This is a genomic window from Collimonas fungivorans (genome assembly GCF_001584145.1).
Classification (GTDB): domain Bacteria; phylum Pseudomonadota; class Gammaproteobacteria; order Burkholderiales; family Burkholderiaceae_D; genus Collimonas; species Collimonas fungivorans.
On record NZ_CP013232.1, the window covers coordinates 425,245 to 448,251 of the forward strand.

Genomic DNA, 23,007 nt, shown 5'->3' on the forward strand with positions numbered 1-23,007 from the left:
ATAGGCTCCTTTAAAATTCAATGAAAAGAATCCCAAATGAAAGATATGAATCTGAATGATCTCGCTTCCGTTCCCGAAAAGAAGCGGCGAGAAATATTGAAATCAATGCTTGCCATGTCCGTAGCGGGAGTGGGCGCGATTTTGCAAGGCTGCGGAGGCGGAGGTTCGAGTTTCTCCAACGCCAGTGGAACAGAATCCCAGGGTGGGACAACATCTCCGGGTGGAACAACATCTCCACCACCTGCGGTCAAGACCATATCAAGTTTTTCAATTCCCATTTTGCCCGATACACAATTTTATCCGCGGTATGCTTCTGAGAAAATGGGGGAGTTATATCAGAAGCTCTACAAGACAATTAATCCGCTGTACAACAATCCGTTCAAAACTCAGACACAGTGGATTGCTGCACATAGTGCTGATCTGAAAATACCATTCACGATTCATCTCGGTGATGTGGTGGATCAGTCGTGGTACTACACGGCAGAAGGTTCATCGCCGTGGACAAGCAGTACAAATCTGGTGGCAAACGGGCAATTGAATAGCGACCAGGTAAATAAGGAGTGGGAGCTGGCAAGCCAAGCCATGCAAGTCCTGGAAACGGCGAAGTGCCCCTATTCGATCTGTGCCGGCAATCACGACGTTGGTGCGATTGGGCACGACATGCAATGGGGGCCGGATTGGGGCATTGGCGTTACGGGCTTCAACAACGACGATGGCTACCAGGACGGCGGCAATCATCGTTCCGGCATCTTCCAGCCGTATCTGCAAGTGTTCCCGACGGAACGAGCCAAGCAGCAAGCCACATTCGGCGGCAGGCATTCATCCGGATTCCATGAGTATCATGTCTTCAGCGCGGAAGGTAACAAATTCCTGGTGCTCTCCCTGTCCTGGAGAGCCTCCGATGATGCTCTCGCCTGGGCAAACCAGATTATAGCGAGCAACAACACGATCCCGGTTATCCTGGTAAATCATCAACTGATGGGAATTGGCAGCGACGGCACCACTGCGGCCGACACTGCTTACTCAAACTATTTGTGGGAAAAGCTTATAAAAAACAACGACCAGATTTTCATGGCCGTCAGCGGGCACTATCACGGATCGTGCACGAAAATCAAACAGAATGCCTTTGGCAACGACGTCATTTTAATGGTGGTCGATTATCAGATGGCATATATGGGTGGCAACGGATTGCTGCGGCTGTATGATTTTGATCTGACCAATAACAAAATAACGGCCAGTTCATTTTCCCCATGGGTTCCGGTCAAGCCGTCAAGCGCGCTTAACCAGTTTGATGTTGCGTGGCTAACAGATTCGAATCAAAATTTTTCGCTGGATTTGCAATTTGCAAAGAGGTTTTCATCCTTCAATAAAAATTTCATTACCCCGGCTGGCACATCAACCCAAGCGTTGACCGATATAGCGAAGTCCTTGATCCTTACCAACTACAATCAGGCGCCGCAAAAAGCTGCTGTACTGCCGACTGGGAGCGATGATTATGCAAAGGTGGCCAACACACTCGCGCATTGGCGATTTTTCAATTCAGCGGCGTCCGAAGGCGATGCTTTCCCATATCAAGCGGGACTGCAAATCAAGGATGCGTCAACCGCCGGCGCCAACCCAATTTCTCTGCACACCGAACTAGGCATGGCGGGAGATCTGATCTGGTCGAAAGATCACCACCCGTTGTCGGCGTCCCCAGGAAGTCTGCGTTTTCTCAACTCCACGGGCACCAGAGCCTCCTACTTCACGACCGATCCAAACTCTTCTCTTAATACCGAACCGTTCCCGAACGGATATACCGTCGAAGCATTCATCAAGATTGATCCCGGCTTCGACGCTAGCGTAAATGGATGGATGGGCATCCTGTATCGTCTTGGCCCTCGCTCAGAGCTCGCTGGCTTTGCTTCAGACGATGGTGACTGTTGCCTGATGTTCGCCTTGTCAAACTTGATGGAAATTCAGTGGGAAATCGTGCCGGTCGATCAAAACACAAACCTGACATGTTGGTCCGGCAGCGTCTCTGCCGGACAATGGCTGCATATCGCCATCGTCAATAACCCGAGTGACTCGTATTCCACTACCATGTACGTCGAAGGCGCGCCGGTCCTCCGAAACAACTCGGGGATGAGCGGAATTCGCTACGTCAAACCTGCAGATCAGTTGGCGATAGGCTGTGGCCAATGGGCAGGCGGTATGTCTACTGGATTCTTAGGTAGCTTAGGCGAAATCCGTATTGTCGGCACCCCGCTGACTTCGGATAAATGGCTCACTGCGCGGGCTAACTAAGGTTATCGGGTTGAGCTTGTAAATGCAGCTGTGCAATGGCCAGGCGATTCGACTTTATCACGGTCCATTCATAACGCGTGCCAATCTGGGTTCCACCCATCTAGTTTGTCATGTGCGTCGCCAGGGATGGCGGCGCACTCGCCACGGCATGCCTTGACTTGACAACACAAGGTACTGGCGTTTGTGACCAATGGCCGACCTACTACTACACCGTCACGGCGACCAACTCCGCCGGCACGAGCGGTAATTCTCCCGCGGACAGCGCTACACCGGTTCGTCCGATGGTGAACGTCGCCACGGGCGGGCTCGCCAATGACAGTGCGAACAACCCGACCAACGCCAGAAGCGCCTTCGACCAAAACTCGGCGACGCAATGGTTCTACTGGGGTCTGACCGGTTGGCTGCAGTATGACCTCGGCCATACGGAGATCGTCCAACGCTACGGGATTATTACGAACAGCTGAATTTTGAACAGATGACGAAAGTCTAGAAAACTGGTGGCGATTCAGCTCGGAATTGAAATGCATATAAATGCCTGTCGGATCCGCGTTCTAGTCGGTTTTTTGCGCCAATTCCGCATGATGTGCTTCCGTCATTGCTTCTTTGGCCAATGGAGGAGTCGGAGCGTCCGCTAGTTGTGTGAATATATTTTCCGTCGCATCAGCCTTTGCCTCTGGAAACGTCCAACCCCTTTTTGTATTCAGTTCAATCACAGCGATCCCGGCGGGCAAGAGACTGAGCGAAAACTGGCTCCACGTTCTCGCAGTGTCTGTCAATGAACCTGGAAAATGCCCGTCAGGGGCCTCGTGCAAATAAAGTCTGAAACAAGTTTAGCCCAAGGACACAACTTACTATTTTGAGTAAAATCATGGCCACAGATTGTGGGTCATTTCCCAACTCCAACAAGTCCCTTTACAAACCAGCGCTGCATCAGCGCGATAACAATCACGGGTGGAATGAACGCAAATAGAGCTGCGGCCATGAGTAGATTCCATTCAGGCCATTGCCCGGATTCCGTAGGAAGGAAAGTTGCCATGCCAAGTACGACTGTGCGCATGTTCTCCTGGCTCGTGACCACCAGCGGCCACATATAATCTTTCCAGGTTGAGATAAACACTATCGTGCCAAGTGCGGCGAAATTGGTTTTTGAAAGAGGCAGCAGGATATCGATGAAAAAACGGATGGGACCGGCACCGTCCATCAAGGCCGCCTCCGAGAGTTCCGGCGGTATTGTTTGGTAAAACTGCCGGAAAAGGAAAGTACCCGTTGCCGAAGCAATCAGCGGTAGCGACAAACCTGAATACGTGTTTAACAGATTCAGCGATGGTTCTATCCTGATGCCGGCGACGCTCGCGATAAGCGTATCAAGACCGGTCGATTGCAGGATGGTTTTGAGCGGCTCGAAGAGGTCGGATGCAACCGCGTAGGTAGGAATGACGCGCACTTCGAGCGGCAACAGCAAGGTGGCAAACAGCGTCCAGAAAATCAAGGGCTTGAAAGGCGAACGAAAGTAGACAACGGCGAAAGCCGTGATCGATGACAGTGCAAGCTTGCCGATCACCACCAGGCTCGATACCATCAAGCTGTTGAACAATTGCCGGCCTATATTCGTTCGTTGCGCGACCGCGTGCAAGTTGTCAATCAACTGCGGTCCTGGCAAGAGGGCAATGCCATTATTTAGCAGTTGCTGATTCGATACCGATGCCGAGCATAGCACCAGGTACAAAGGGCCTAGCGCAAAGATCAGTCCGAGCATCAATACTGCGTAAGCGAAAACCGTGAGGAGAGGGTGGCGTTCGACCATGATTTATCTCTCGTAGCCCATACGATCTGAAAAAAAGAGGAATTGCAACGTGGTCAAGACCACGAGGCAAAGCATCATGATCACGGAAAGCGTCGACGATCCTGATAAATCCAGCCCGACAAAGCCATCGGAAAAAATCTTGTAGACGAGGATGTTGGTCGCGCCGCCGGGACCACCTTGCGTCAGCGTATCGATCAGGCCGAAGCTGTGTGTAAACGCCTCGATCACGTTGATGACGGCAGCAAAGAATACAAACGGCGCAATCAGCGGCAGTTGGATATCGAAGAACCGGCGCATCGGGCCGGCACCATCTATCGCTGCCGCCGCGAGATAATCGTCCGGCACCGTTTGCAGGGCGGCGACGAAGATCACGAAATTGAATGGCACCTGGGTCCACGCGAAGGCAAATATCAGCATCAACATCGCTTCCGAGCCATTGATGTGCGGGGTCCAGAAGCCAGGCCAGATGCCGTTGAGAATGGCCATCGGCCCCAAGACCGGATTCATGACAAATTTAAGAATCACACCGAGCGCCGCGCCTGCGACTGCATATGGCCAGATGAAGAGGTGACGGAAGATTTTCCGGCCACGCAGATTCAGTTCGGCGCAGGCCGCCAGGACGATGGCGATAAAGATGGCAAGCACGAGACTGCCGGCAGTAAAAATCAATGTCGCCTGCAGCGAGGAGTAAAAGCTGTCGTCGCCGAGAATCCGAAGATAGTTTTTCACGCTGACAAAGACAGAATCGTTACCAAAAGGACGTACCAGATGGAAAGACCACCAGATCGCTTTCCAGGCCGGCCAAAAGAAAAATAAAAAGACGATAATAAGTTGCGGCGCCGCCAGAGCGAGCGGCATCCAGCGGTGTTGAAACATGGCACTAGACTTCATCGTTTTCTCCGTTCACGTGGCCGCACCGGCTATGGCAATTTTTCCTCTGCGTAGGTCTCTTCAAATCTCCTCAGCAGCCGATCGCCGCGAATTTTTGCCCTGTCGAGCCCATCGCCGATGCTTTGTCGGCCGGCGAATGCCTTCTGTATTTCCTCTGCCCAGACATGGCGGAACTGCGGCAGGAAACCGAGCCGAATGCCCCGGCTGTATTCGTTGCCGGCAATATTCATGGATGCCATGCCGATCCTGACCGACTCCAGTCCCGGGTCGCGTGCATGGCTTCCCGCCATCATTGCTTTGCCGGCCGTTTTCGTTACGGGAACATAGCCGGTCTTCTCTGCGAATGCAATCTGGTTCTGCGGCTGCCGGAGATAGTCGAAAAAAGCGGCAACCGCCTGGTAAACCGCGACGTCATGCCCTTTCATAACCCATAGCGATGCGCCGCCGGCTACGGTGTTATGGCGGACTGTGCCGGCATAGACGGGAATCAGGCCGACGCCGGCGTCGACGATGCCGGCCGCCTTGATCGCACCCCAGGCGCTGGTCGCATCGATCACCATGGCGCATTCGCCATTCGCGAAAGCGAGTGTCTGGTTTCCGGTGCGGGTTGCGGCGGCATCGATCAGAAGTCCGTGCGTACGCCAACGCATGATATCTTGCATGAAGCGGCGGTGAATACCAGTATTAAATACGTACTTCGCGTCAAGCCCGGCGCGCCCATTGCTCCCGGTTGAGAGTGGTTCCCCTTGTACCGCATTGATCTGTTCCAGCATGATCCAGGGATTGAAATCGCTTACTGTCGGACAGGTTTGCCCCGAAGCCTTGAGTTTTCCCGCTGCTGCTTCAAAATCTTCCCAGGTCTGCGGCACATTCTTCACGCCAGCCGCCGCCAGTTTGGCGGTATTGGTGTACAAGACCACCGTCGACGTATTGAAAGGCAATGAGTAAAGATCGTCGGCCGAGGTCGAATAATAGCTACGCGCAGCGTTAACGTAATCTTGCCAATCGACGTCGCGATCGTTATCTTTCATCAATTGGAACACTGGATAAACAGCGTCGCTCAGCATCAGATCGAGTGTGCCGATATCGTAGATTTCGACTACCGCCGGCTGCTTTCCAGCACGGTATGCGGCAATCGTTTTCTGCATGGTTTGTTCATACGTACCTGGCGAGGTACAGTGGACTCGATGCTGCTCCTGAGCTGCGTTGAAGGCATCGCAAAGAGATTGGATGGCATAGGCGATAGGACCGGTATGGCTGTACCAAAAATCGAAGCTGGCCGCCCTGGCGTCAGGTGCGGCGAGTGTCAGGATGCTGACAAAGCCTGCGATAAACACAATACGCTTCACTAGGATGCCTCGATAACGGATGCCGATGTGCGCTCCGAATTCAGGAGCGAATGGTGCCAGGCTATAAGAAAGTTTCTTGATTCACACGGCTTTATTTGCGCCATGTCGTTTCTTACGGCGCTTAAGAAACAGTTTATGCCTGCAAAGCGCCCACTCTATTTATTTTGTTCTCCTACGGCGGGCAGGTCTGAAATAGAGCCTGATGCCAGATTGACGGCACGGGTGCTGCCGCGCACCACAAGACTGGTCGGAAAGACCCGCTGTACCAGATCGGATGAGCCACGCTTTTCTATGCAATCCAGTAATATTCGTACTGTGCATTCAGACATCTCGAACATCGGGACATCCACGCTCGTCAAGGACGGAATGCTGAAGTCGTCGTATCGCATATTGTCGAAGCCGACCACGCTTACATCGTTTGGGACATGCAGTCCAAGATCGTGAAGCGCCTTCAGTGCCCCCAGCGCCATTCTGTCATTGCTCAGGATGATGGCATCGGGCCGGTCCGCCGTGCCACATAATTGTGCGGCGGCGCGATAACCGCTATCGAGCGACCAGTCTCCCGGTATGACCCAATCCTGCCGGACCGGCAAACCGTATTTGTGCATACCGTCCAGATAGCCGATGTAACGCGCCTCGCTGCCGGTCGTCACAGCCTTGTCGCGTAGTACTACCGGTGCGTGTTCTTTTCTAGCACCGGTGACAAAGGCGATGCGCCGACAACCACCTTGCACCAGATGCTCGACTACCGCCAGCGCCGCCTCGCGGTCTGATTGCACGACATGATTGAATTGCGGATCGGCCATGCCGTAGATCACGCACGGAAATCCCATGCGCTGCAACTCGGTGAGTACAGAGTGGCCGGCAGTGGTCACCATGGCGATCATGCCGTCGATCCGGCCCGCCAGAAAGAGATCACGGGCATAAGCCAGCGAAGCAGCGTCATCGCCCATCCAGTTGCGTTGCAAAAGAGTGTAGCCGGCCCGATCGGCGGCGCGGGTCAACGTCTGCACAACGCTATTGCCGTGGGTATCTTGAGTTCTCTCCGAACGGTTGTCGTACGAGGCGCCATTAAACATTACGCAAGCGAGCGTCTTGGTGGAGATGTTGCGCAAGGAGCGGGCGGCAATGTTGGGGATGAAATTGAGAGTATCGATCGCACTCCGCACCAGTTCACGTGTCTTGGGAGCGACTTTTTCCGGGTGATTGAGGACCAGCGACACCGTCTGGAAACTGACCCCCGCCAGTTTGGCGACGTCTTTGATGGTGACCCGGGTCATGCTGTCATCCGGATGTTATTCAACATGCGTATTGTCTTTCGTTTGTTTTTTTCGGTGCGTTTTGCCCCCGATCGCCTGACGACAAGAACATCAAATCCACCTAGCGGGGCTGCTTGAGGCTACCAAAAACGCGCGTGAATAATATATCAATTGCGTGCGATTCGAAGGAAATACATTTTTTGCGACACGCTGTTTTTGTAATCAGCATGTAACAAAGCGACGCCATAATTCGGCTCGATTAGAACGTTCTAATTATATCGCTATCGGCGCCTCGATGACGATGACCACGCATTCCTCCTGGGTAAAGATTGTCTTCGGGCGACTGTCGCATCGAAAAATTAGAACGTTCCAATTAACTAATTCTGGCTAGTCGCTTCGCCCGCACACCGGTCAAGCGCGGCTGCAGGCAACGCGTAAATCACACAATGGGGGAAAACATGTTCTACCAACAGGGCTGCAAAAATTATCTACGGCAATCGGTGATGGCGCTGGCAATCGGCGCAGTCTTGCCGGTGCTGGCGCATGCGGCGGACAGCGCCGGCGCCGCGCAGGATCAGGCATCGCAAAAGCCGGCAGCGCAGGCGGGCGACGGCAACATTGGGGTTGAACGGCTGCAGAGCGTCGAAGTGACCCGCAAGCGCTCGCAAACCAGTGCAGCGGTTGCCACCAAGCAGACGCAAGACCGCGTCATGGATGTGGTGACGAAAGAACAGATCGAGACCTTGCCCGACGCCAGTGTGACTGATGTCGTCAAGCGTATCGCTGGCGTCTCCGTGAGTTTTAATGGCGACACCATCAATGGCCGCGACGAAGCGCAATTCATTGCCATCCGCGGACTCGACGGCAGTTATAACAACGTGGTGATCGATGGCGCGCCGATGGCGTCGGTCGACCAGACCAGCCGCAGCGCTCGCACCAATATGCTGCCGGCATCGATGGTCAAGGAAGTGCAGGTATTCAAGACCTGGCAGCCGGACATGGATCCGAACGCAGTGGGCGGGTCAGTCAATATCGTTACTCGTAGTGCTTTCGACAATGGCGGCAAACCATATCTAAACGCCAGCGTAGCACTGGGCCATGCAAACGGCACTGGCAAGGTGCTGTCCGGCGCCGAGGGGCTGGGCAAAAAAACCGATGTCACCATCAGCAACAGCTTCGGCCCGGACAAGGCGCTGGGTTATGTGATTTCGGCAAACTACGAAAAGGAAAATACCACCTCCATCGGTCACATGACGACCGATAATATTTTCTACAACTATTACAATGCCGACGGCACGATCGCCAATCCGGCGGGCAGCGGCGGCCCGAAGACCGGTAACGGAATTGCGGTTCCACAGCAGTTCAAATACTGGCAATATCAGAAAAACCTGGAACGCCAGGGTATCAATGCCAAGCTTGAAGCAAAATTCAATCCCGATGTTTATGGTTTCCTGTCGCTGGGCTATAACAGCGAGAGCATGCATGAACGGCGTAATGAAACCTTCATCGACGATAGCCGCAGCACGGGCGCCAATCCAGTGTCGAACCAGACCCAGACGTCCGGCCAGTTCGCGCGCGGAGAAGCTGAAACAGGCTATTCGGCATCGACTATCAAACGCACGGTCGAATCGATCCAGAGCGGGATCGACTGGAAACTGGACGACAGCAAGGTTTTGTCCTTGCGCTCCTCGCTGTCGGAAGCCAGTCATCGCGAGCCGCGCGAGCTGGCTAAATATATTTATGCCAATTTCAAGTATCCAGGCGCCGGCTTGGCCCCGGTGCTTAGCGGCACACCGGGACTGGCCATGGGCTACGACACCTCCGGATTCGAACCTGCCGTCAGTCTCAACAATCCTTCCAACTTCACTAATCTGAATAATTGGCAGGCGTATTACTGGCGGACCGAGGCAGTCAAGATCGATGACCGGGTAGGCAATCTCAAGCTCGACTATCGCTGGAATCAGGACAGCGATTCGCGCGGACTGGGCGCTGCCGTGGGGATAGACTACCGTCGCCTGAACCATAGCTATAACTACACCAACACCCAGTACTACCCGACCGCCGGCGGCATGACGATGGCCGGCAACGGCTACGTGTCGAGCACGATCATGCCAAACAGCGGCGGTCTACCGTTCTTGATCGTCAATTCGGGAGCGGCCTGGCAGCAGTTGGCCGCCAATGGCAATATCATCGCGCCCAACAGCGCCAATCTGATCAATAGCACCCAAAGCAATTACTCGCATAGCGAGCAGACAGCGGCCGCTTATGCCATGGCGTCCTACAGAACGGATCGCCTGAGCGGCATGTTCGGCTTGCGGCAAGACAACACCACGCTGTCGACCACCGGCAATGTGCGCAATAACGTCAGCGGCGCCACCACCTGGTTGTCGCAGACTAATGACTCGAAATACAATTTCCTGTTGCCGGCGGCGTCCTTGGTGTTCGATGCTACCAGTACGGTGAAGCTCAAGGTCGCCGCCAGCCAAACCATCGGCCGGCCTAATTACGATGCCTATGCACCGAATACCACGATTTCGCAAAACACCGACGGCACGGTCTCGGTGACACAGGGCAATCCGAACATCAAGCCGCGCGAATCGAACAACCTCGATTTCTCTGCCGAATGGTATTTGCCTAACTCAAGCCTGGCGTCGCTCGCCGTGTTCGACAAGCGGATCAAGAACGAAATCTATACCCTGTCAAGCCAAGGAACGCTGTTTTACAACGGCGCTACCCGCACAGCGGCAATCACCCAGCCGCTGAACGCCTCCAGCTCGACATTGAACGGCGTCGAATTGAACTACGTGCAAGGCTCGCTGGGCTGGTTGTCGCCTTATCTGCAAGGACTCGGCTTTAGCGGCAACCTGACCTTCTTGAACGGCGAATTGAACGCGATCACTTCATCCGGCGCGACGCGCAAGATCAATCACCTGGTCAATCAGCCGGACCAGATTCGCAACCTGACGGTGTTCTACAACTACCAGAAGTTCGGCCTCAGCGCCGCTTACAACTGGACCGGCACCAGCTTGCGGCTGGTCGACGCCAGCTTGCCCAGCCAGGACGTGTACTGGCAACCGCGTAAGCAAATCGACCTGCAGGCACGTTACGACCTTGGTTCCGGATGGAAGGCGGTTGCAGAAATCGGCAATCTGACGAATTCACCGGTCACCAGCGTAACCGGGCAAAACCGGAACCTGTTGAAGGACACCTTCTCGTTAGGCAGAACCCTCTGGATCGGCCTCAACTACGCTCCGAAAGATCTATAAATCCTGGCTCCCGCCGGCGCGCTGCGGGCAGGAAGTTTCCCCATTTATCAAAGGAATGGAATATGAACGCATTTCAACAATTCATCGACCTCAGCATGCAGTCGATGGGCATTATTCCGCTGCTGGCGCTGATATTATTGATAGTGCTGGCGGTAGCCATCGAGCGCATTGCTTTCTTCGGACGCACCGTGCCATCGGGCGCCAGGATCGACCGCGAATTGTCCGCCATCGATCATCGTCAGGAACAGGCGTTGCGCGAAATCGCTGGCCGCTATCGCGCCACGGTGTTCGGCGGTACTTTGCAGGCGGTGGTCGATGCGCGACATCTGGATACTCCTGACGCGATGGATCGTTATGTAGACGAAGCTATCGTGCGCACGATGCCGCAACTCGACAAGCATCTATGGCTGGTGAATGCGGCCGTGACGCTGGGGCCGCTGATCGGCTTGCTCGGCACCATCATCGGCATTACCGAATCGTTCAATGTGCTGGGAGCAGCTGGGCCAAGTGCGGGAGCGGTGACGGGCGGGATTGGCCATGCGCTGATCGCTACAGGTTGCGGCCTGATCGTTGCAATCGTAGGCGTAGCCGCCAACAGCTATTTCGACAAACGCGCCCGGCTGACCATCTTGCAACTCGATCTGTTGAAACTGATGTGCATCAACCGTTTGCACCTGACCGACTACAGCGTTGGCAAAGTGCGTTCGGTCCATGGGTCGCACTCCGTTGTACAGTCGGCGTTCGCACGTCCTGTCGGCGCCGAACTGGCAGGAGCATGAAATGAGCCGCACCCGCTATATGGAGTCGCACGAGCCGCATATCGAGATTATCCCGATGATCGACATCATGATGTTCCTGCTGATTTTTTTCATGGTGACCATGCTGAAGATGATCGATGCCAGCGGCATCAAGATCAATATGCCGCAAGCATCAACCGCGGCGCCTCTGCCAAAGACCTCTCTGACCATCACGGTGAAGAAGGACGGCGATCTGTTTCTCGATGGACAAGCTGTTTCAGCAGCGTTGCTGACGGAGAAAATCAAGAAGCAATCCCTTGGCGCCAAGCTGGAGGTACTGATCGCCGGCGACAAGGAGGTATCGCTGGAGAATCTGCTGCATGTGATGGACGTAGCCCGTGCCGCCGGAGTCGATGATATTGGCATCGCCGCCAAACGTTGAGGTGAGCAGATGAGCTACGCAATGTCAGGCGCAAGCCCGCTGCCGGAACCAGAAACGAGCCTGCGCTGGCCATTGGCACTGTTGATCGCTGGCGCCGTCGAGTTGACCTTGATTTTTCTGGTATTGGGTACTCATGCCAAGCCGGTTGCGGCATTGCTGCCGGCGCCGGTAAAAATTGCGCGCCTGGTGACGATTGCCGATGTGCCTGGAGAGCCGGATCCGGCACCAACTGCGCCGCCGCAAAAACTTGAATCCCCGAAACCTGCCATCAAACCTTTGCCGCAGCCATCGCCGAAACCGCAGGCCGATGCGGCTCCAGTGGAATCCAAACCGGAATTACAGGTAGATAGTACGCAGCAAGAGGCGCCTCCGGCAGCATTGCCTGTCGTGCAGAGGACCCAAGCGTCGATCCCCGCAAAAGCGGATAAGCCAGGCACAGTCCGACGCGGCATCGTACCCCTGGTCAGGGTTGAGCCAGATTATCCGGCGCGTGCGCTTGCCGCCAACACCGAAGGCGTCGTGGTAGCCCATGTGACGATAGAAAAGGATGGCAGCGTTAGTAGTGTAAATATCGTTCGCGCGCAGCCACCGAAGATTTTTGATCCGGAAGCCATTCGTGCATTGATGCGCTGGAAATTTTCTCAGAACGACGGCGGCACGGTCGGAGAGGTGGAATTACATTTCACTTTGAACTGACTGCTGCAAATTACAGCAGGTATAAAAACATAGAGTGACGGTGGCGCAAGACGATGATCGTCACCGGCGAATGCGGCGATCGGCGATTTTCCGTAACAAAAAAATATCGCTCAACTTTTACACTAAAAATAATTTTCATTTATGACATCTTCTTCACAAAGCAGACGCCGATTCCTGAAACTGGCCGCTGGCTCGACCGGTGCGGCGTTATCCCTCGGCGGCTTGCCTCTGTCGATTCAACGAGCGCTCGCCATTCCCGCATCGTCTCCGACCGGTACCATCAAAGATGTGAAACGCGTGGTGATATTGATGCAGGAGAATCGTTCCTTCGATCACTATTTTGGCACGATGAAAGGAGTACGCGGATTCGGCGACCGGATACCCAGGCCGCAGCCGAATGGCAAATCGGTGTTTCACCAGCAGGGCAAGAATGGCAAACTTATCCTGCCGTTCAGGATGGAAATGCAGACCACGAGTGCAGGGTGCGCCGGCGGCGATTTACCGCATGCGTGGTCTGACCAGCATGCAGCTTGGAATCACGGCAAATACGACAGCTGGATTGAAGCCAAGAAAAATCCTGTGACAATGGGCTATTTCACAAGGGAGGATATTCCCTTTCATTTCGCGTTGGCAGAAGCGTTCACCATTTGCGATGCTTATCACTGTTCTGTACCTGGATCTACCAATCCCAACCGCTTCCATCTGATGACCGGCACTATAGATCCATCCGGCGCTGGTGGCGGCCCGGTCACGTATCAGCCTAAGCCCGGCGTCTGGTCGGGCGTCGCTGGCGAAATTCCACATGCTGCTGACAGTTATAGCTGGACTACGTATCCAGAACGCCTTCAAGAGCACAACGTTTCCTGGCGTGTTTATCAAGGTACTAACGACATGAACGCAGCCAACGGCGACTATCCAAGTGACTTCAATGTGCTGCAGCACTTCTTCCGGCAATACCAGTCGGCTCCGGCAACGTCGCCGTTATGGATCAACGGTTGCAGTAAATACACATTGGAAAATTTCGCCACTGACGTGACGGATAACACCCTGCCTCAGGTGTCATGGTTGATGCCCCCGCTAGTTCATTCAGAACATCCAATTCGGACGCCGGCATATGGCGCCAGTTACATCAGTCAGGTGCTAAATATTCTGACCTCCAATCCGGCCTTGTGGAGTAGTACCGTGTTCCTTGTTACCTATGACGAGAACGACGGTTTTTTTGATCACATGGTGCCTCCTATGCCACCGATGTCCCGCTTGAACGGACTCTCCACCGTGGATGTTTCGCAGGAACTTCATACAGTAGGCGACTACGTCAATCGGGCAGATAATTTGCCATATGGCTTAGGAGCGCGGGTTCCGATGTTTGTCATATCGCCATGGTCGAAGGGCGGGGCGGTGTGTTCCCAGGTATTTGATCACACCTCGATACTCCAGTTTCTGGAGCAAGTCTTCGATGTTCAGGAACCGAATATCAGTCCTTGGCGCAGAGCGGTGTGTGGCGATTTGACCTCAGCCTTCGATTTCTCCAAGGTGGACGCGAGTAAGCCAGGTTTGCCAGACACATCCCGATATCAAGATGCATCAGATGCCCAATGTAAGCTGCCGCCACCAGTTCCACCGGCATTGGCCGTGTTGCCACTGCAGGAAACCGGTATACGCCGGGCCAGAACATTGCCTTATGCATTGGCTGTCGAAGAACGGCACGACATTGACAATAACCTAGTCTGGCTGGATTTCAGGAATGCCGGAAAAGCCGGCGCAGTTTTTCACGTCTATTCGGGCGACATACCTGATGGCCCAAAAACTTACACGATCGAAGCCGGTAAAAGATTATCGGATGCATGGCAGGCGGTTGCCAACAGCGAAACCTACGATCTTAGCGTCTACGGTCCGAATGGCTTCTTGCGTCAATTCAAAGGAGTAATCTCGGCTGCGGCGATTAGACGAGAACCTGTCGTAAGAGCGCATTACGATGCTATAAAGGGCAATCTCTTTTTGACTATCAAGAACAGTGGGAAAGCCACGATAAAGGTAACGGTAGTTGACAATGCTTATGGCAATGCATCTCGTACCCTGACGATCGCTTGCGGTACCAGCGTGACGGAACGATGGCTGCTCGCATCCAGCAATCAATGGTATGACCTTAGCGTCGCCACGCACGCCGGTGGTCATTTTGTGCGTCGTTTTGCGGGCCATGTCGAAACTGGAAAGGACTCAACTTCCGATCCGGCGCCTCATTACTCTCTGTAGAAAATGAACCAGAAATGTATCTGATCCGTGAGGTCGAGAGTGGGTCAATTTTGGATGCAAATCAATAGGTGGCCGGACCAGTTGATGCGCGTTCTATCAATTGCGGCGTTGCCGTGATTCGCATTGCGGCCAATTGGCCCGGCTTGCCGATCAGGTCTAGCAGCAGAGCGACGGCCATTTCGGCGGCGCTGACCGTGGGTACGGCCACCGTCGTCAGGGCCGGACGCGAAAGGCGCGCCCATTGAATGTCGGTGATGCCGATAATCGAAATATCGTCGGGTACCTTCAATCCCAGGTCGGCCGCGGCGTTCAAAGCGCCAAGCGCCGGCAGATCATTGCTGGCAAAAATGGCGGTCAGCTGCGGATGCGCTTTGAGCAAGGCTTTCGCGCTATCATAGCCGGCCTCTACCGAGTCTTCGATGTAGCGCGTCCGGTTCTGGGGATGTTTTTGTCCGACTGCGCCGCAGGCGGACAGATATCCTTTGTAGCGTTCGGCGTGTATGCCGTTGACCTTGCTGCCAACCAGTGCACCAATATGCTGGTGGCCCAAGCCGATGAGATGGCGTCCTGCGATCGCGCCTGCTTCAAAAAAATCCACTGCGATGCAGGGCAGTTCAGGTGGCGCATCTAATTTTTCCCACATGCAGAGTACCACCGGAGCGCCACGTTGCTCGGTTTTCTTCAAGTCGTCGATGGACAGGTTGGCGTTCATTACCAGCACGCCTTCGGACAAGGTGCCTGCGATCTGGTCGAGATAGGCGCGCCCCGTTTCCGGGTCGTCATTGGTGTTGCAGACAATCAGAAATCGTCCGCTGGCGCGCGCTGCGCGTTCAGCGGCCAGTGCAAATTCGGGATAAAAAGGATTGGCAATGCTGGATACCATCAGGGCCAATGTTGGCGCGCATCCTTCTGCCAGTGCGCGAGCGGTGAGATGCGGACGATATCCCAACTGTTCGACTGCCGCTAGAACGCGCAAGCGGGTCTGCTCGCCGACCTTGCCGCGTTTGCGCAAGACATTGGAGACTGTCGCGGACGTCACGCCGGCCAGGGAGGCGACTTCAGAAAGAGTAGGCATGGGGTGGAGGAAAATTTGAGCTCTCGTATTCAACCGCCTATCACCGGCATTGTCAACGAGGCATATCGCACGGATTGAATCCCCCAGTCGATGGCAGCGCTCGGGGATGAAAAATGTTGTTGCAAACTCAGCGTTGAACTGTGCCGCAATTTCGATTGCACAGAAAAAAGAAGGTTGGTATTATCGAGCGGAATGATCGATACCAACGGCGTCATTCTCAGAATAACAACGTGGAGACAATATCAATGAAGTTCAAAAAAAGCAGTAGCATTTTTTTTTGGAGCATTAGGTTAAGCGCTTAACCTGTTAGCCTTTTCCCATTCAAACCAGGCGGCATGCAAGCCGTCAGCTGGTTCAAGCAGATTGAACGGCTGGGATCGCGGCGCTAACCTGTGCTGCTTGTTTGGGAAATTTTACAGTCTAGTTTGTCAACTTCCGCAGGGAAAGGGACCTATGGCCAGCATTTCTTTGCGTTCGCTGCAAAAATCCTATGGCAGCGCCGCTCCCATCATTCGCAATGTCGACCTCGAGATCGGCGCGCACGAATTTTGTGTATTTCTGGGGCCGTCCGGCTGCGGCAAATCTACTTTGCTGCGCATCATTGCGGGCCTCGAAGATCCGAGCGACGGCGAGCTGCTGATAGACGGCAAGCCAATGAACGACGTACCTTCGGCGCAGCGCTCGGTGGCCATGGTGTTTCAGAGCTATGCGCTGTTTCCGCACATGACGGTATTCGAAAACATGAGTTTCGGTTTGACCTTGGCCAAATTGCCGAAGGCGGAAATCGAACAAAAGGTGAGGGAGGCCGCGCGCATCTTGCAGCTTGAAGAACTGCTGAAGCGCAAACCCAAGGAGTTGTCCGGAGGCCAGCGCCAACGGGTGGCGATCGGCCGCGCCATCGTCCGCCGGCCGGGCGTGTTCCTGTTCGACGAGCCGCTGTCCAACCTCGATGCTACCTTGCGCAGCCAGACTCGCATCGAGATCGCGCGCTTGCATCGGCAATTCGAGCGTGCCAGCGTGATTTATGTGACGCATGACCAGGTTGAAGCGATGACCCTGGCCGACCGTATCGTTCTGCTGCACGCCGGCGCCGATACCGCGGCTTTCGGCAGCGTTGCACAAGTGGGTACGCCGATGGAGCTGTATCACCATCCGAAGAATCGTTTTGTCGCCGGCTTTATCGGCTCGCCGCGGATGAACTTCATACCGGCGGTGGTGACCCGTATCGATCCCGGCGAGGTGACTGTGCGGCTGTCCGATACAGACGAAACAGTGCAGGTGCATGCGTTCGATCCGTCGTTGCAACAAGGACAAGCGGTGACGCTAGGCATTCGCCCCGAGCATCTCGACAGCAGCGACACGGCATCTGCCGGTTTGACGCGGGAAGTGGTCCTGGTCGAGCGCCTGGGGGAGCAGACCTACGTCCATCTGGAGCAGCCGGGCGGCCAGCCGCTGGTCGCCAAGGCGCCAGGAAACACTCAGATACAGCGCGGCGAGCGCTTGCGCTTCGGCATTTCCGCCGCTTGCACCTATTTGTTCGACGCCAGCGGCGCCGCCATTGCCAAGCCTGCGACTGTGGCAATGGCTGCCTGACAGGCGCTACCACCTCAATTACAACAACGACCACAACCATGGAGCGAGATTCATGTCGATACGATTAGGGGTCTGTTACTACCCTGAACACTGGCCCGAAGCAATCTGGCGCAGCGATGCGCAACGTATGACGGCGCTGGGCATCAAGCAAGTGCGCATCGGTGAGTTCGCGTGGAGCCGGATCGAACCCTCACCCGGACAATATCAATGGGACTGGCTGGACCGTGCAATCCAGGTGCTGGCCGATGCCGGCCTGGAAGTAGTCATGTGCACGCCGACGGCGACGCCGCCGAAGTGGCTGATTGACCAGCATGCGGATATCCTGCCGGTGGATGCCAACGGCAGGGCGCGGGGCTTCGGTTCGCGCCGCCATTACGACTTTTCCTCGCCATCGTATTTCAAGGAATCGCAGCGCATCGTCACTCTCCTGGCGCAACGCTATGGCAGGCATCCGGCAATCACCGCCTGGCAAGTGGATAACGAATATGGCTGCCATCATACGGTGGTGAGCTATTCGGCGGCGGCACAGCAGGGGTTTCGCCGCTGGCTGCAGCAGCGCTATCACACCATAGACGCGCTCAACCAGGCTTGGGGTACCGTATTCTGGAGCGCCGAGTACCGCAGTTTCGACGAAATCGACGCGCCGGTCGGCACCGTGACGGAAGCGCATCCTTCGCATCGCCTGGATTACCGACGCTTTGCGTCCGATGAAGTGGCGCGCTATAACCGCATGCAAGTCGATATCCTGAGAGCGCATGCGCCAGGACGTGTGATGGTGCACAATTTTATGCAAATGTTTACCGAATTCGACCACTATCCGGTGGCGGCGGATCTCGATGTCGCCAGCTGGGACAGTTATCCGCTCGGCGCTCTGGAGGAGCTGTGGTTCGCGCCGGAAATCAAGGCTCGCTGGCTGCGCACTGGCCATCCTGACTTCGCTTCCTTTAATCACGATTTGTACCGGGGCATGTCGGCGCAACCGTTCTGGGTGATGGAGCAGCAGCCGGGGCCGGTGAACTGGGCGCAATGGAATCCGAATCCTCTGCCGGGCATGGTGCGCCTGTGGAGTTGGGAAGCCTTTGCGCACGGCGCCGGCTGCGTCTCCTACTTCCGCTGGCGGCAAGTGCCGTTCGCCCAGGAACAAATGCATGCAGGCCTGAATACGCCCGATAATCGTCTCGACATCGGGGGCCATGAAGCGCAACGCGTGGCCGAGGAAATACAGCAGGTCGAGCAGGCGGCAGGAGCGCTGCAGCAACCGCACGGCAAGGTCGCGCTGTTGTTCGATTACGCCGCCAAGTGGTTGTTCGAGATCCATCCGCAGGGGGCGGATTTCCATTATCCGCAGGTCGCCTTTGAATATTATTCTGCCTTGCGTTCGCTTGGCCTGGACGTGGATATTGTTCCGCTCAGCGCAGAGCTTGATGGCTACGCCATGATCGTGGTGCCTCCATTGCCTGTGCTGTCCGAGGACTTGGTCGCCCGCCTGAAAGCGAGCGGGGCGCAGGTATTGCTCGGGCCGCGTAGCGGCTCCAAGACCGCTTCTTTGCAAATACCGGCGAATCTGCCGCCAGGCCTTTTGCAGGAAATACTGCCGATACGCGTATGGCGCGTCGAATCGATGCGACCCAACGTGACGGAACCGGTTGAGAGCGGCGGACGGCAAGGCAAGGCATATCACTGGCGCGATCTGATCGAGGCCGGCGAAGGTGTGAAGGTGGTCGCCGCCTTCGGCGACGGTCATCCTGCGATTCTGCAACATGAGCGCTTGCACTATCTGGCCAGCGTGTTCGATGCCGATTTCACCTGTGACTATTTCGAACGGGCCGCGCTTGCTGCCGGCCTGGCGCCGGAGCGCTTGCCGGAAACCTTGCGCATCAGCCATCGAGGCGGATTGACGTTCGCCTTCAACTACGGGAGTCAGTCGTGTGTTGTGCCGCACGGCGAGCATGCGGAATTCATTGTCGGCGCCAGCCCGCTTGCGGCACAGGGAGTCGCCATCTATCGCAGTCGGCATTAAAAATTTGGCAAGCAGATTGTTTTTTATGAACCATAATAATTAGGAGACAAGTATGAAAAAGCTGTTTTGCACGAGTTTACTGGCAGCCTTGCTGGTTTCAGCATTGGGTTCGGCTGCGGCCGGCACCCTGGCCGTGAATATCGCCTACAAAGGCGCCAGCCAACGCGCGGTATGGCAATCGACGCTGGACGAATTCAAGAAGGCCAACCCGGATGTCGATATCAAGGCGGCGTTCGTGGAAGAGGAGGCGTACAAGGTGCAATTGCCGGGCTGGCTGTCGACCCAGGCGCCGGACGTCATCAATTGGCATAACGGCGAACGCATGGCGTTTTACGCCAGCCGCGGCTTGCTGGAAGACCTGAGCGAAGACTGGAAGAAAAACAAATGGGATGAGGTCTATGCCTCGACCAAGGATGCTTCGTCTTACAAGGGCAAGCAATACGCGCTGCCGACTGTGTATTATTCCTGGGGCTTGTTTTATCGCAAAGACGTGTTCAAGACAGCCGGCATTGCCGCGGAGCCGAAAACCTGGGAAGAGTTGCTCGACGCCTGCAACAAATTGAAGGCGGCCGGCGTTACGCCGTTCGTAGTCGGCGGCCGCGATTCCTGGACTTTGGCAGGCTGGTTTGATTATCTGGATTTGCGTCTGAACGGCAATGTTTTCCATCAGCAGTTGATGGCCGGTGAAATTCCTTATACCGATGCGCGCGTTAAAAAGGTGTACACCGCCTGGAAAACCCTGATCGACAACAAATATTTCATCGATAATTCGCTATCTTACGATCTCGACGGCGCCCAGCCGTTCCTGTTCCAGGGCAAGGCGGCCATGATGCTGATGGGGACTTTCATCGCCAAGGGATTTCCGCCAAAACTTGCTGCCAACATGGGATATTTCCAATTCCCGATCATCGACGCCAAGATTCCTACTGCCGAGGATGGCCCGGCAGAATCGATCCATATTCCAAGCAAGGCGCGCAACAAGGTTGACGCCCATCGTTTCCTCGCCTTTGTCGGCACGCCGGCCATCAGCGCCAAGCTTGCCGAGGGGCTGGGGTCGTTGCCGGCCAATAGCAAATCGCCGGAACCGACCGAATCGATTTCACGCATCGGCTTCCAGATCCTGTCGAACACCAAGGGCGGTATTGCACAATTCTATGACCGCGACATGACCAAGGAAATGGCGGACGAGGGTATGAAGGGCATGCAGAAATTCATCAGTGATCCGGGCAAGATCGATGAAGTGCTCAACGAACTTGAACAAAGCCGCAAGCGTATCTACAAGAAGACCTGAGCTGACCGATAACGGATGCTCATCAGTACCTGCGAAGGGGTAGCCGCGGCGTTGCCGTGAGGTTGTTCCTTCGCGCAACATTTTTTGTGTCGTAGACTGTTCACGGGAGTTGATTACCATGCCCGCCCAAACGCCTGCCATTACGCCAGCAAGGCCGCTGCCTTCCGATCTTGCGACGGCCAGTAAGCTGCGCCGCCGCAGCAGCGCCTCCAGAAGGAACCGCGCCGCAATCTGGTTCCTGGCGCCGGCCTGTCTGATGACGGCCGTGTATGTGCTGTATCCGATTTTTTACACAATTTATCTCAGCTTCTTTAATTGGGATGGCATGATGAAACCCGAGTTCATCGGGCTTGCGAATTATGTCGAGATGCTGCATGCGCCGACATTTCATGTCGCGCTGAAAAACAACCTGACTTGGCTACTGCTGTTTTTGCTGGCGCCTCCAGCAGGCCTGATCGCGGCGCTCTACCTGAATCAGAAGGTGCGCGGTATACGCTTGATCAAGACTTTGTTTTTTGCACCCTTTGTTTTGTCGGGTGTGGTGGTCGGGCTGATCTTCAGCTGGTTTTACGATCCGACGTTTGGCTTGCTGACGCTCTTGTTGGGGCATGGAGTACCCGTATTGGGAGATCCGCGCTATGTCACGTTCGGCATCATCTTTGCCGCGCTTTGGCCGCAGACGGCGTATTGCATGATCCTGTTTCTCACCGGACTGACCTCGATCAACGCCGACCAGGTAGAGGCGGCGCGCATGGAGGGGGCCAAAGGCTGGAGCATGCTGCGCTATGTCATTTTGCCGCAGTTGAGATCGACAACCTTCATGGCGTTTGTGGTGACTATCATCGGTGCTCTGCGCAGTTTCGATCTTATTTCCGTCATGAGCAGCGGCGGTCCATTCGAAAGCTCGACCGTGCTGGCTTATTACACCTATGACCAAGCGATCAAATACTATCGCCAAGGCTATTCGGCGGCGATTGCTGTCACCTTGTTTGCCATCATGCTGATCTACATCGTTTATCAATTGCGCCGCCTGTTGCGCGACGAAGGCTAAGGGAGTTGCCATGTTTCCCATGCCCATAGAAAAATGGAAGGCGTCCAATCGCATCCTGTACAAACTGTCGCTGCCTGTCGCCTTGCTGATATGGCTGCTGCCGATATTGGCAGTGCTGGTGACTTCGGTACGTTCTACCGACGAACTGATGGAAGGCAACTATTGGGGATGGCCTAAAGATTTTGCCATGCTGGATAATTATCGCGAAGCGCTCACCGCGTCGCCGATGTTGCATTACTTCTGGAACAGCTGCCTGATCACCATACCGTCGGTGATCGGCGCTATTGCATTGGCCTCCATGGCCGGTTATGCGCTGTCGACCTACAAATTCCGAGGTGATACGCTGTTGTTCGCTACTTTCGTGGCATGCAATTTTGTGCCGCAGCAAATTCTCATGATTCCCGTGCGCGAGATCTCCGTGTCGCTGGGCTTGTTTAATACGGTGAGTGGCCTGATTCTTTTCCATGTCGCCATGCAAACCGGTTTTTGCACGCTGTTTCTGCGCAATTTTATCAAGCAATTGCCTTACGAAATGATCGAAGCGGCACGCATCGAGGGGGCCGGCGAGTGGACGGTTTTCTATCGCATCGTGCTGCCGCTGATCAGACCAGCACTGGCGGCCCTGGCCGTCCTGGTCTTCACGTTTGTCTGGAACGATTATTTCTGGGCGTTGTGCCTGACTCAGGGCGACGATGTCGCGCCGATTACGGTTGGCGTGGCGGCGCTCAAGGGGCAATGGACCACAGCATGGAATCTGGTCTCGGCCGGATCGATTCTGGCTGCGATACCTTCCGTACTCCTGTTCTTTCTAATGCAAAAGCAATTTGTCGTTGGTCTTACATTCGGGGCCAGTAAGGGCTGATTCGCTATTAATGCCGCTTGCAACTGGACTTGCACCAACCCCCGCCGGTTGACGCCAGCTTGCCCAGCCCGGCGCATACTGGCATGGCCTGCATGTCAATATATGTTTATTGTTCCCCGATGTCTTGGTGTC

General features: G+C 55.1%; 17 protein-coding genes. 12 read left to right on the forward strand and 5 right to left on the reverse strand.

Annotated features, from left to right (window positions below; all coding sequences use genetic code 11):
• The first annotated feature begins 36 nt into the window (after positions 1-36).
• Positions 37-2,286, forward strand: a complete 2,250-nt coding sequence (locus CFter6_RS01840) for a LamG-like jellyroll fold domain-containing protein (protein ID WP_061538503.1) — start codon at positions 37-39, stop codon at positions 2,284-2,286.
• Positions 2,287-2,444: 158 nt separating this feature from the next.
• Positions 2,445-2,750 (forward strand): hypothetical protein, encoded by a 306-nt coding sequence (locus CFter6_RS01845; RefSeq protein ID WP_150118581.1) that lies wholly within the window; start codon positions 2,445-2,447, stop codon positions 2,748-2,750.
• Between the two features lie 422 nt (positions 2,751-3,172).
• Here the strand turns inward: CFter6_RS01845 and CFter6_RS01850 are convergent, their stop codons facing one another.
• From CFter6_RS01850 to CFter6_RS01865, 4 genes are all read right to left on the reverse strand, one after another.
• A complete protein-coding gene (locus CFter6_RS01850) occupies positions 3,173-4,090 on the reverse strand; it encodes an ABC transporter permease subunit (RefSeq protein ID WP_061538505.1) in 918 nt (305 codons plus the stop codon).
• 3 nt (positions 4,091-4,093) lie between these two features.
• A complete protein-coding gene (locus CFter6_RS01855; protein WP_061538506.1) occupies positions 4,094-4,981 on the reverse strand; it encodes a carbohydrate ABC transporter permease in 888 nt (295 codons plus the stop codon).
• 29 nt (positions 4,982-5,010) lie between these two features.
• Positions 5,011-6,330, reverse strand: coding sequence for an extracellular solute-binding protein (locus CFter6_RS01860; RefSeq protein WP_061538507.1), 1,320 nt, complete (start codon positions 6,328-6,330; stop codon positions 5,011-5,013).
• Positions 6,331-6,485: 155 nt separating this feature from the next.
• Positions 6,486-7,610, reverse strand: coding sequence for a LacI family DNA-binding transcriptional regulator (locus CFter6_RS01865; RefSeq protein ID WP_061538508.1), 1,125 nt, complete (start codon positions 7,608-7,610; stop codon positions 6,486-6,488).
• 437 nt (positions 7,611-8,047) lie between these two features.
• Here CFter6_RS01865 and CFter6_RS01870 point away from each other — a divergent pair, with 437 nt between their 5' ends.
• The 5 genes from CFter6_RS01870 to CFter6_RS01890 all read left to right on the forward strand — a co-directional run bounded on the left by CFter6_RS01870 (position 8,048) and on the right by CFter6_RS01890 (position 14,983).
• Complete coding sequence (locus tag CFter6_RS01870) at positions 8,048-10,855, forward strand: TonB-dependent receptor (RefSeq protein WP_061542166.1); 2,808 nt, start codon at positions 8,048-8,050, stop codon at positions 10,853-10,855.
• Positions 10,856-10,917: 62 nt separating this feature from the next.
• Complete coding sequence (locus tag CFter6_RS01875; RefSeq protein ID WP_061538509.1) at positions 10,918-11,634, forward strand: MotA/TolQ/ExbB proton channel family protein; 717 nt, start codon at positions 10,918-10,920, stop codon at positions 11,632-11,634.
• A 1-nt stretch (position 11,635) separates the two neighbouring features.
• Positions 11,636-12,034, forward strand: a complete 399-nt coding sequence (locus CFter6_RS01880; protein ID WP_061538510.1) for an ExbD/TolR family protein — start codon at positions 11,636-11,638, stop codon at positions 12,032-12,034.
• 9 nt (positions 12,035-12,043) lie between these two features.
• A complete protein-coding gene (locus CFter6_RS01885; RefSeq protein ID WP_061538511.1) occupies positions 12,044-12,730 on the forward strand; it encodes a TonB family protein in 687 nt (228 codons plus the stop codon).
• Positions 12,731-12,871: 141 nt separating this feature from the next.
• Positions 12,872-14,983 carry a phosphocholine-specific phospholipase C gene (locus tag CFter6_RS01890; RefSeq protein ID WP_061538512.1) on the forward strand — a complete coding sequence of 704 codons (2,112 nt, stop codon included), beginning with the start codon at positions 12,872-12,874 and terminating at the stop codon, positions 14,981-14,983.
• 61 nt (positions 14,984-15,044) lie between these two features.
• Here the strand turns inward: CFter6_RS01890 and CFter6_RS01895 are convergent, their stop codons facing one another.
• Entirely contained in the window at positions 15,045-16,058 is a 1,014-nt protein-coding gene (locus CFter6_RS01895; protein WP_061538513.1) for a LacI family DNA-binding transcriptional regulator, read from the reverse strand.
• 453 nt (positions 16,059-16,511) lie between these two features.
• Here CFter6_RS01895 and CFter6_RS01900 point away from each other — a divergent pair, with 453 nt between their 5' ends.
• From CFter6_RS01900 to CFter6_RS01920, 5 genes are all read left to right on the forward strand, one after another.
• Positions 16,512-17,651 (forward strand): ABC transporter ATP-binding protein, encoded by a 1,140-nt coding sequence (locus tag CFter6_RS01900; protein WP_061538514.1) that lies wholly within the window; start codon positions 16,512-16,514, stop codon positions 17,649-17,651.
• A 52-nt stretch (positions 17,652-17,703) separates the two neighbouring features.
• Positions 17,704-19,671: a beta-galactosidase gene (locus CFter6_RS01905; protein WP_061538515.1), complete on the forward strand. Its 1,968-nt coding sequence runs from the start codon at positions 17,704-17,706 to the stop codon at positions 19,669-19,671.
• A 52-nt stretch (positions 19,672-19,723) separates the two neighbouring features.
• Positions 19,724-20,962 carry an ABC transporter substrate-binding protein gene (locus tag CFter6_RS01910; RefSeq protein WP_061538516.1) on the forward strand — a complete coding sequence of 413 codons (1,239 nt, stop codon included), beginning with the start codon at positions 19,724-19,726 and terminating at the stop codon, positions 20,960-20,962.
• A 118-nt stretch (positions 20,963-21,080) separates the two neighbouring features.
• Entirely contained in the window at positions 21,081-22,013 is a 933-nt protein-coding gene (locus tag CFter6_RS01915) for a carbohydrate ABC transporter permease (RefSeq protein ID WP_150118582.1), read from the forward strand.
• Between the two features lie 10 nt (positions 22,014-22,023).
• Positions 22,024-22,875 carry a carbohydrate ABC transporter permease gene (locus tag CFter6_RS01920; protein ID WP_061538517.1) on the forward strand — a complete coding sequence of 284 codons (852 nt, stop codon included), beginning with the start codon at positions 22,024-22,026 and terminating at the stop codon, positions 22,873-22,875.
• Positions 22,876-23,007 lie beyond the last annotated feature (132 nt).

What these genes read in the sequence shown, in the direction of transcription:
- CFter6_RS01850 (WP_061538505.1), bottom strand. Translation starts at nt 4,090, where the DNA reads ATGGTCGAACGCCACCCTCTCCTCACGGTTTTCGCTTACGCAGTATTG.
- CFter6_RS01915 (WP_150118582.1), top strand. Translation starts at nt 21,081, where the DNA reads ATGCCCGCCCAAACGCCTGCCATTACGCCAGCAAGGCCGCTGCCTTCC.
- CFter6_RS01905 (WP_061538515.1), top strand. Translation starts at nt 17,704, where the DNA reads ATGTCGATACGATTAGGGGTCTGTTACTACCCTGAACACTGGCCCGAA.
- CFter6_RS01890 (WP_061538512.1), top strand. Translation starts at nt 12,872, where the DNA reads ATGACATCTTCTTCACAAAGCAGACGCCGATTCCTGAAACTGGCCGCT.
- CFter6_RS01900 (WP_061538514.1), top strand. Translation starts at nt 16,512, where the DNA reads ATGGCCAGCATTTCTTTGCGTTCGCTGCAAAAATCCTATGGCAGCGCC.
- CFter6_RS01855 (WP_061538506.1), bottom strand. Translation starts at nt 4,981, where the DNA reads ATGAAGTCTAGTGCCATGTTTCAACACCGCTGGATGCCGCTCGCTCTG.
- CFter6_RS01920 (WP_061538517.1), top strand. Translation starts at nt 22,024, where the DNA reads ATGTTTCCCATGCCCATAGAAAAATGGAAGGCGTCCAATCGCATCCTG.
- CFter6_RS01865 (WP_061538508.1), bottom strand. Translation starts at nt 7,610, where the DNA reads ATGACCCGGGTCACCATCAAAGACGTCGCCAAACTGGCGGGGGTCAGT.
- CFter6_RS01910 (WP_061538516.1), top strand. Translation starts at nt 19,724, where the DNA reads ATGAAAAAGCTGTTTTGCACGAGTTTACTGGCAGCCTTGCTGGTTTCA.
- CFter6_RS01840 (WP_061538503.1), top strand. Translation starts at nt 37, where the DNA reads ATGAAAGATATGAATCTGAATGATCTCGCTTCCGTTCCCGAAAAGAAG.
- CFter6_RS01875 (WP_061538509.1), top strand. Translation starts at nt 10,918, where the DNA reads ATGAACGCATTTCAACAATTCATCGACCTCAGCATGCAGTCGATGGGC.
- CFter6_RS01870 (WP_061542166.1), top strand. Translation starts at nt 8,048, where the DNA reads ATGTTCTACCAACAGGGCTGCAAAAATTATCTACGGCAATCGGTGATG.
- CFter6_RS01885 (WP_061538511.1), top strand. Translation starts at nt 12,044, where the DNA reads ATGAGCTACGCAATGTCAGGCGCAAGCCCGCTGCCGGAACCAGAAACG.
- CFter6_RS01880 (WP_061538510.1), top strand. Translation starts at nt 11,636, where the DNA reads ATGAGCCGCACCCGCTATATGGAGTCGCACGAGCCGCATATCGAGATT.
- CFter6_RS01895 (WP_061538513.1), bottom strand. Translation starts at nt 16,058, where the DNA reads ATGCCTACTCTTTCTGAAGTCGCCTCCCTGGCCGGCGTGACGTCCGCG.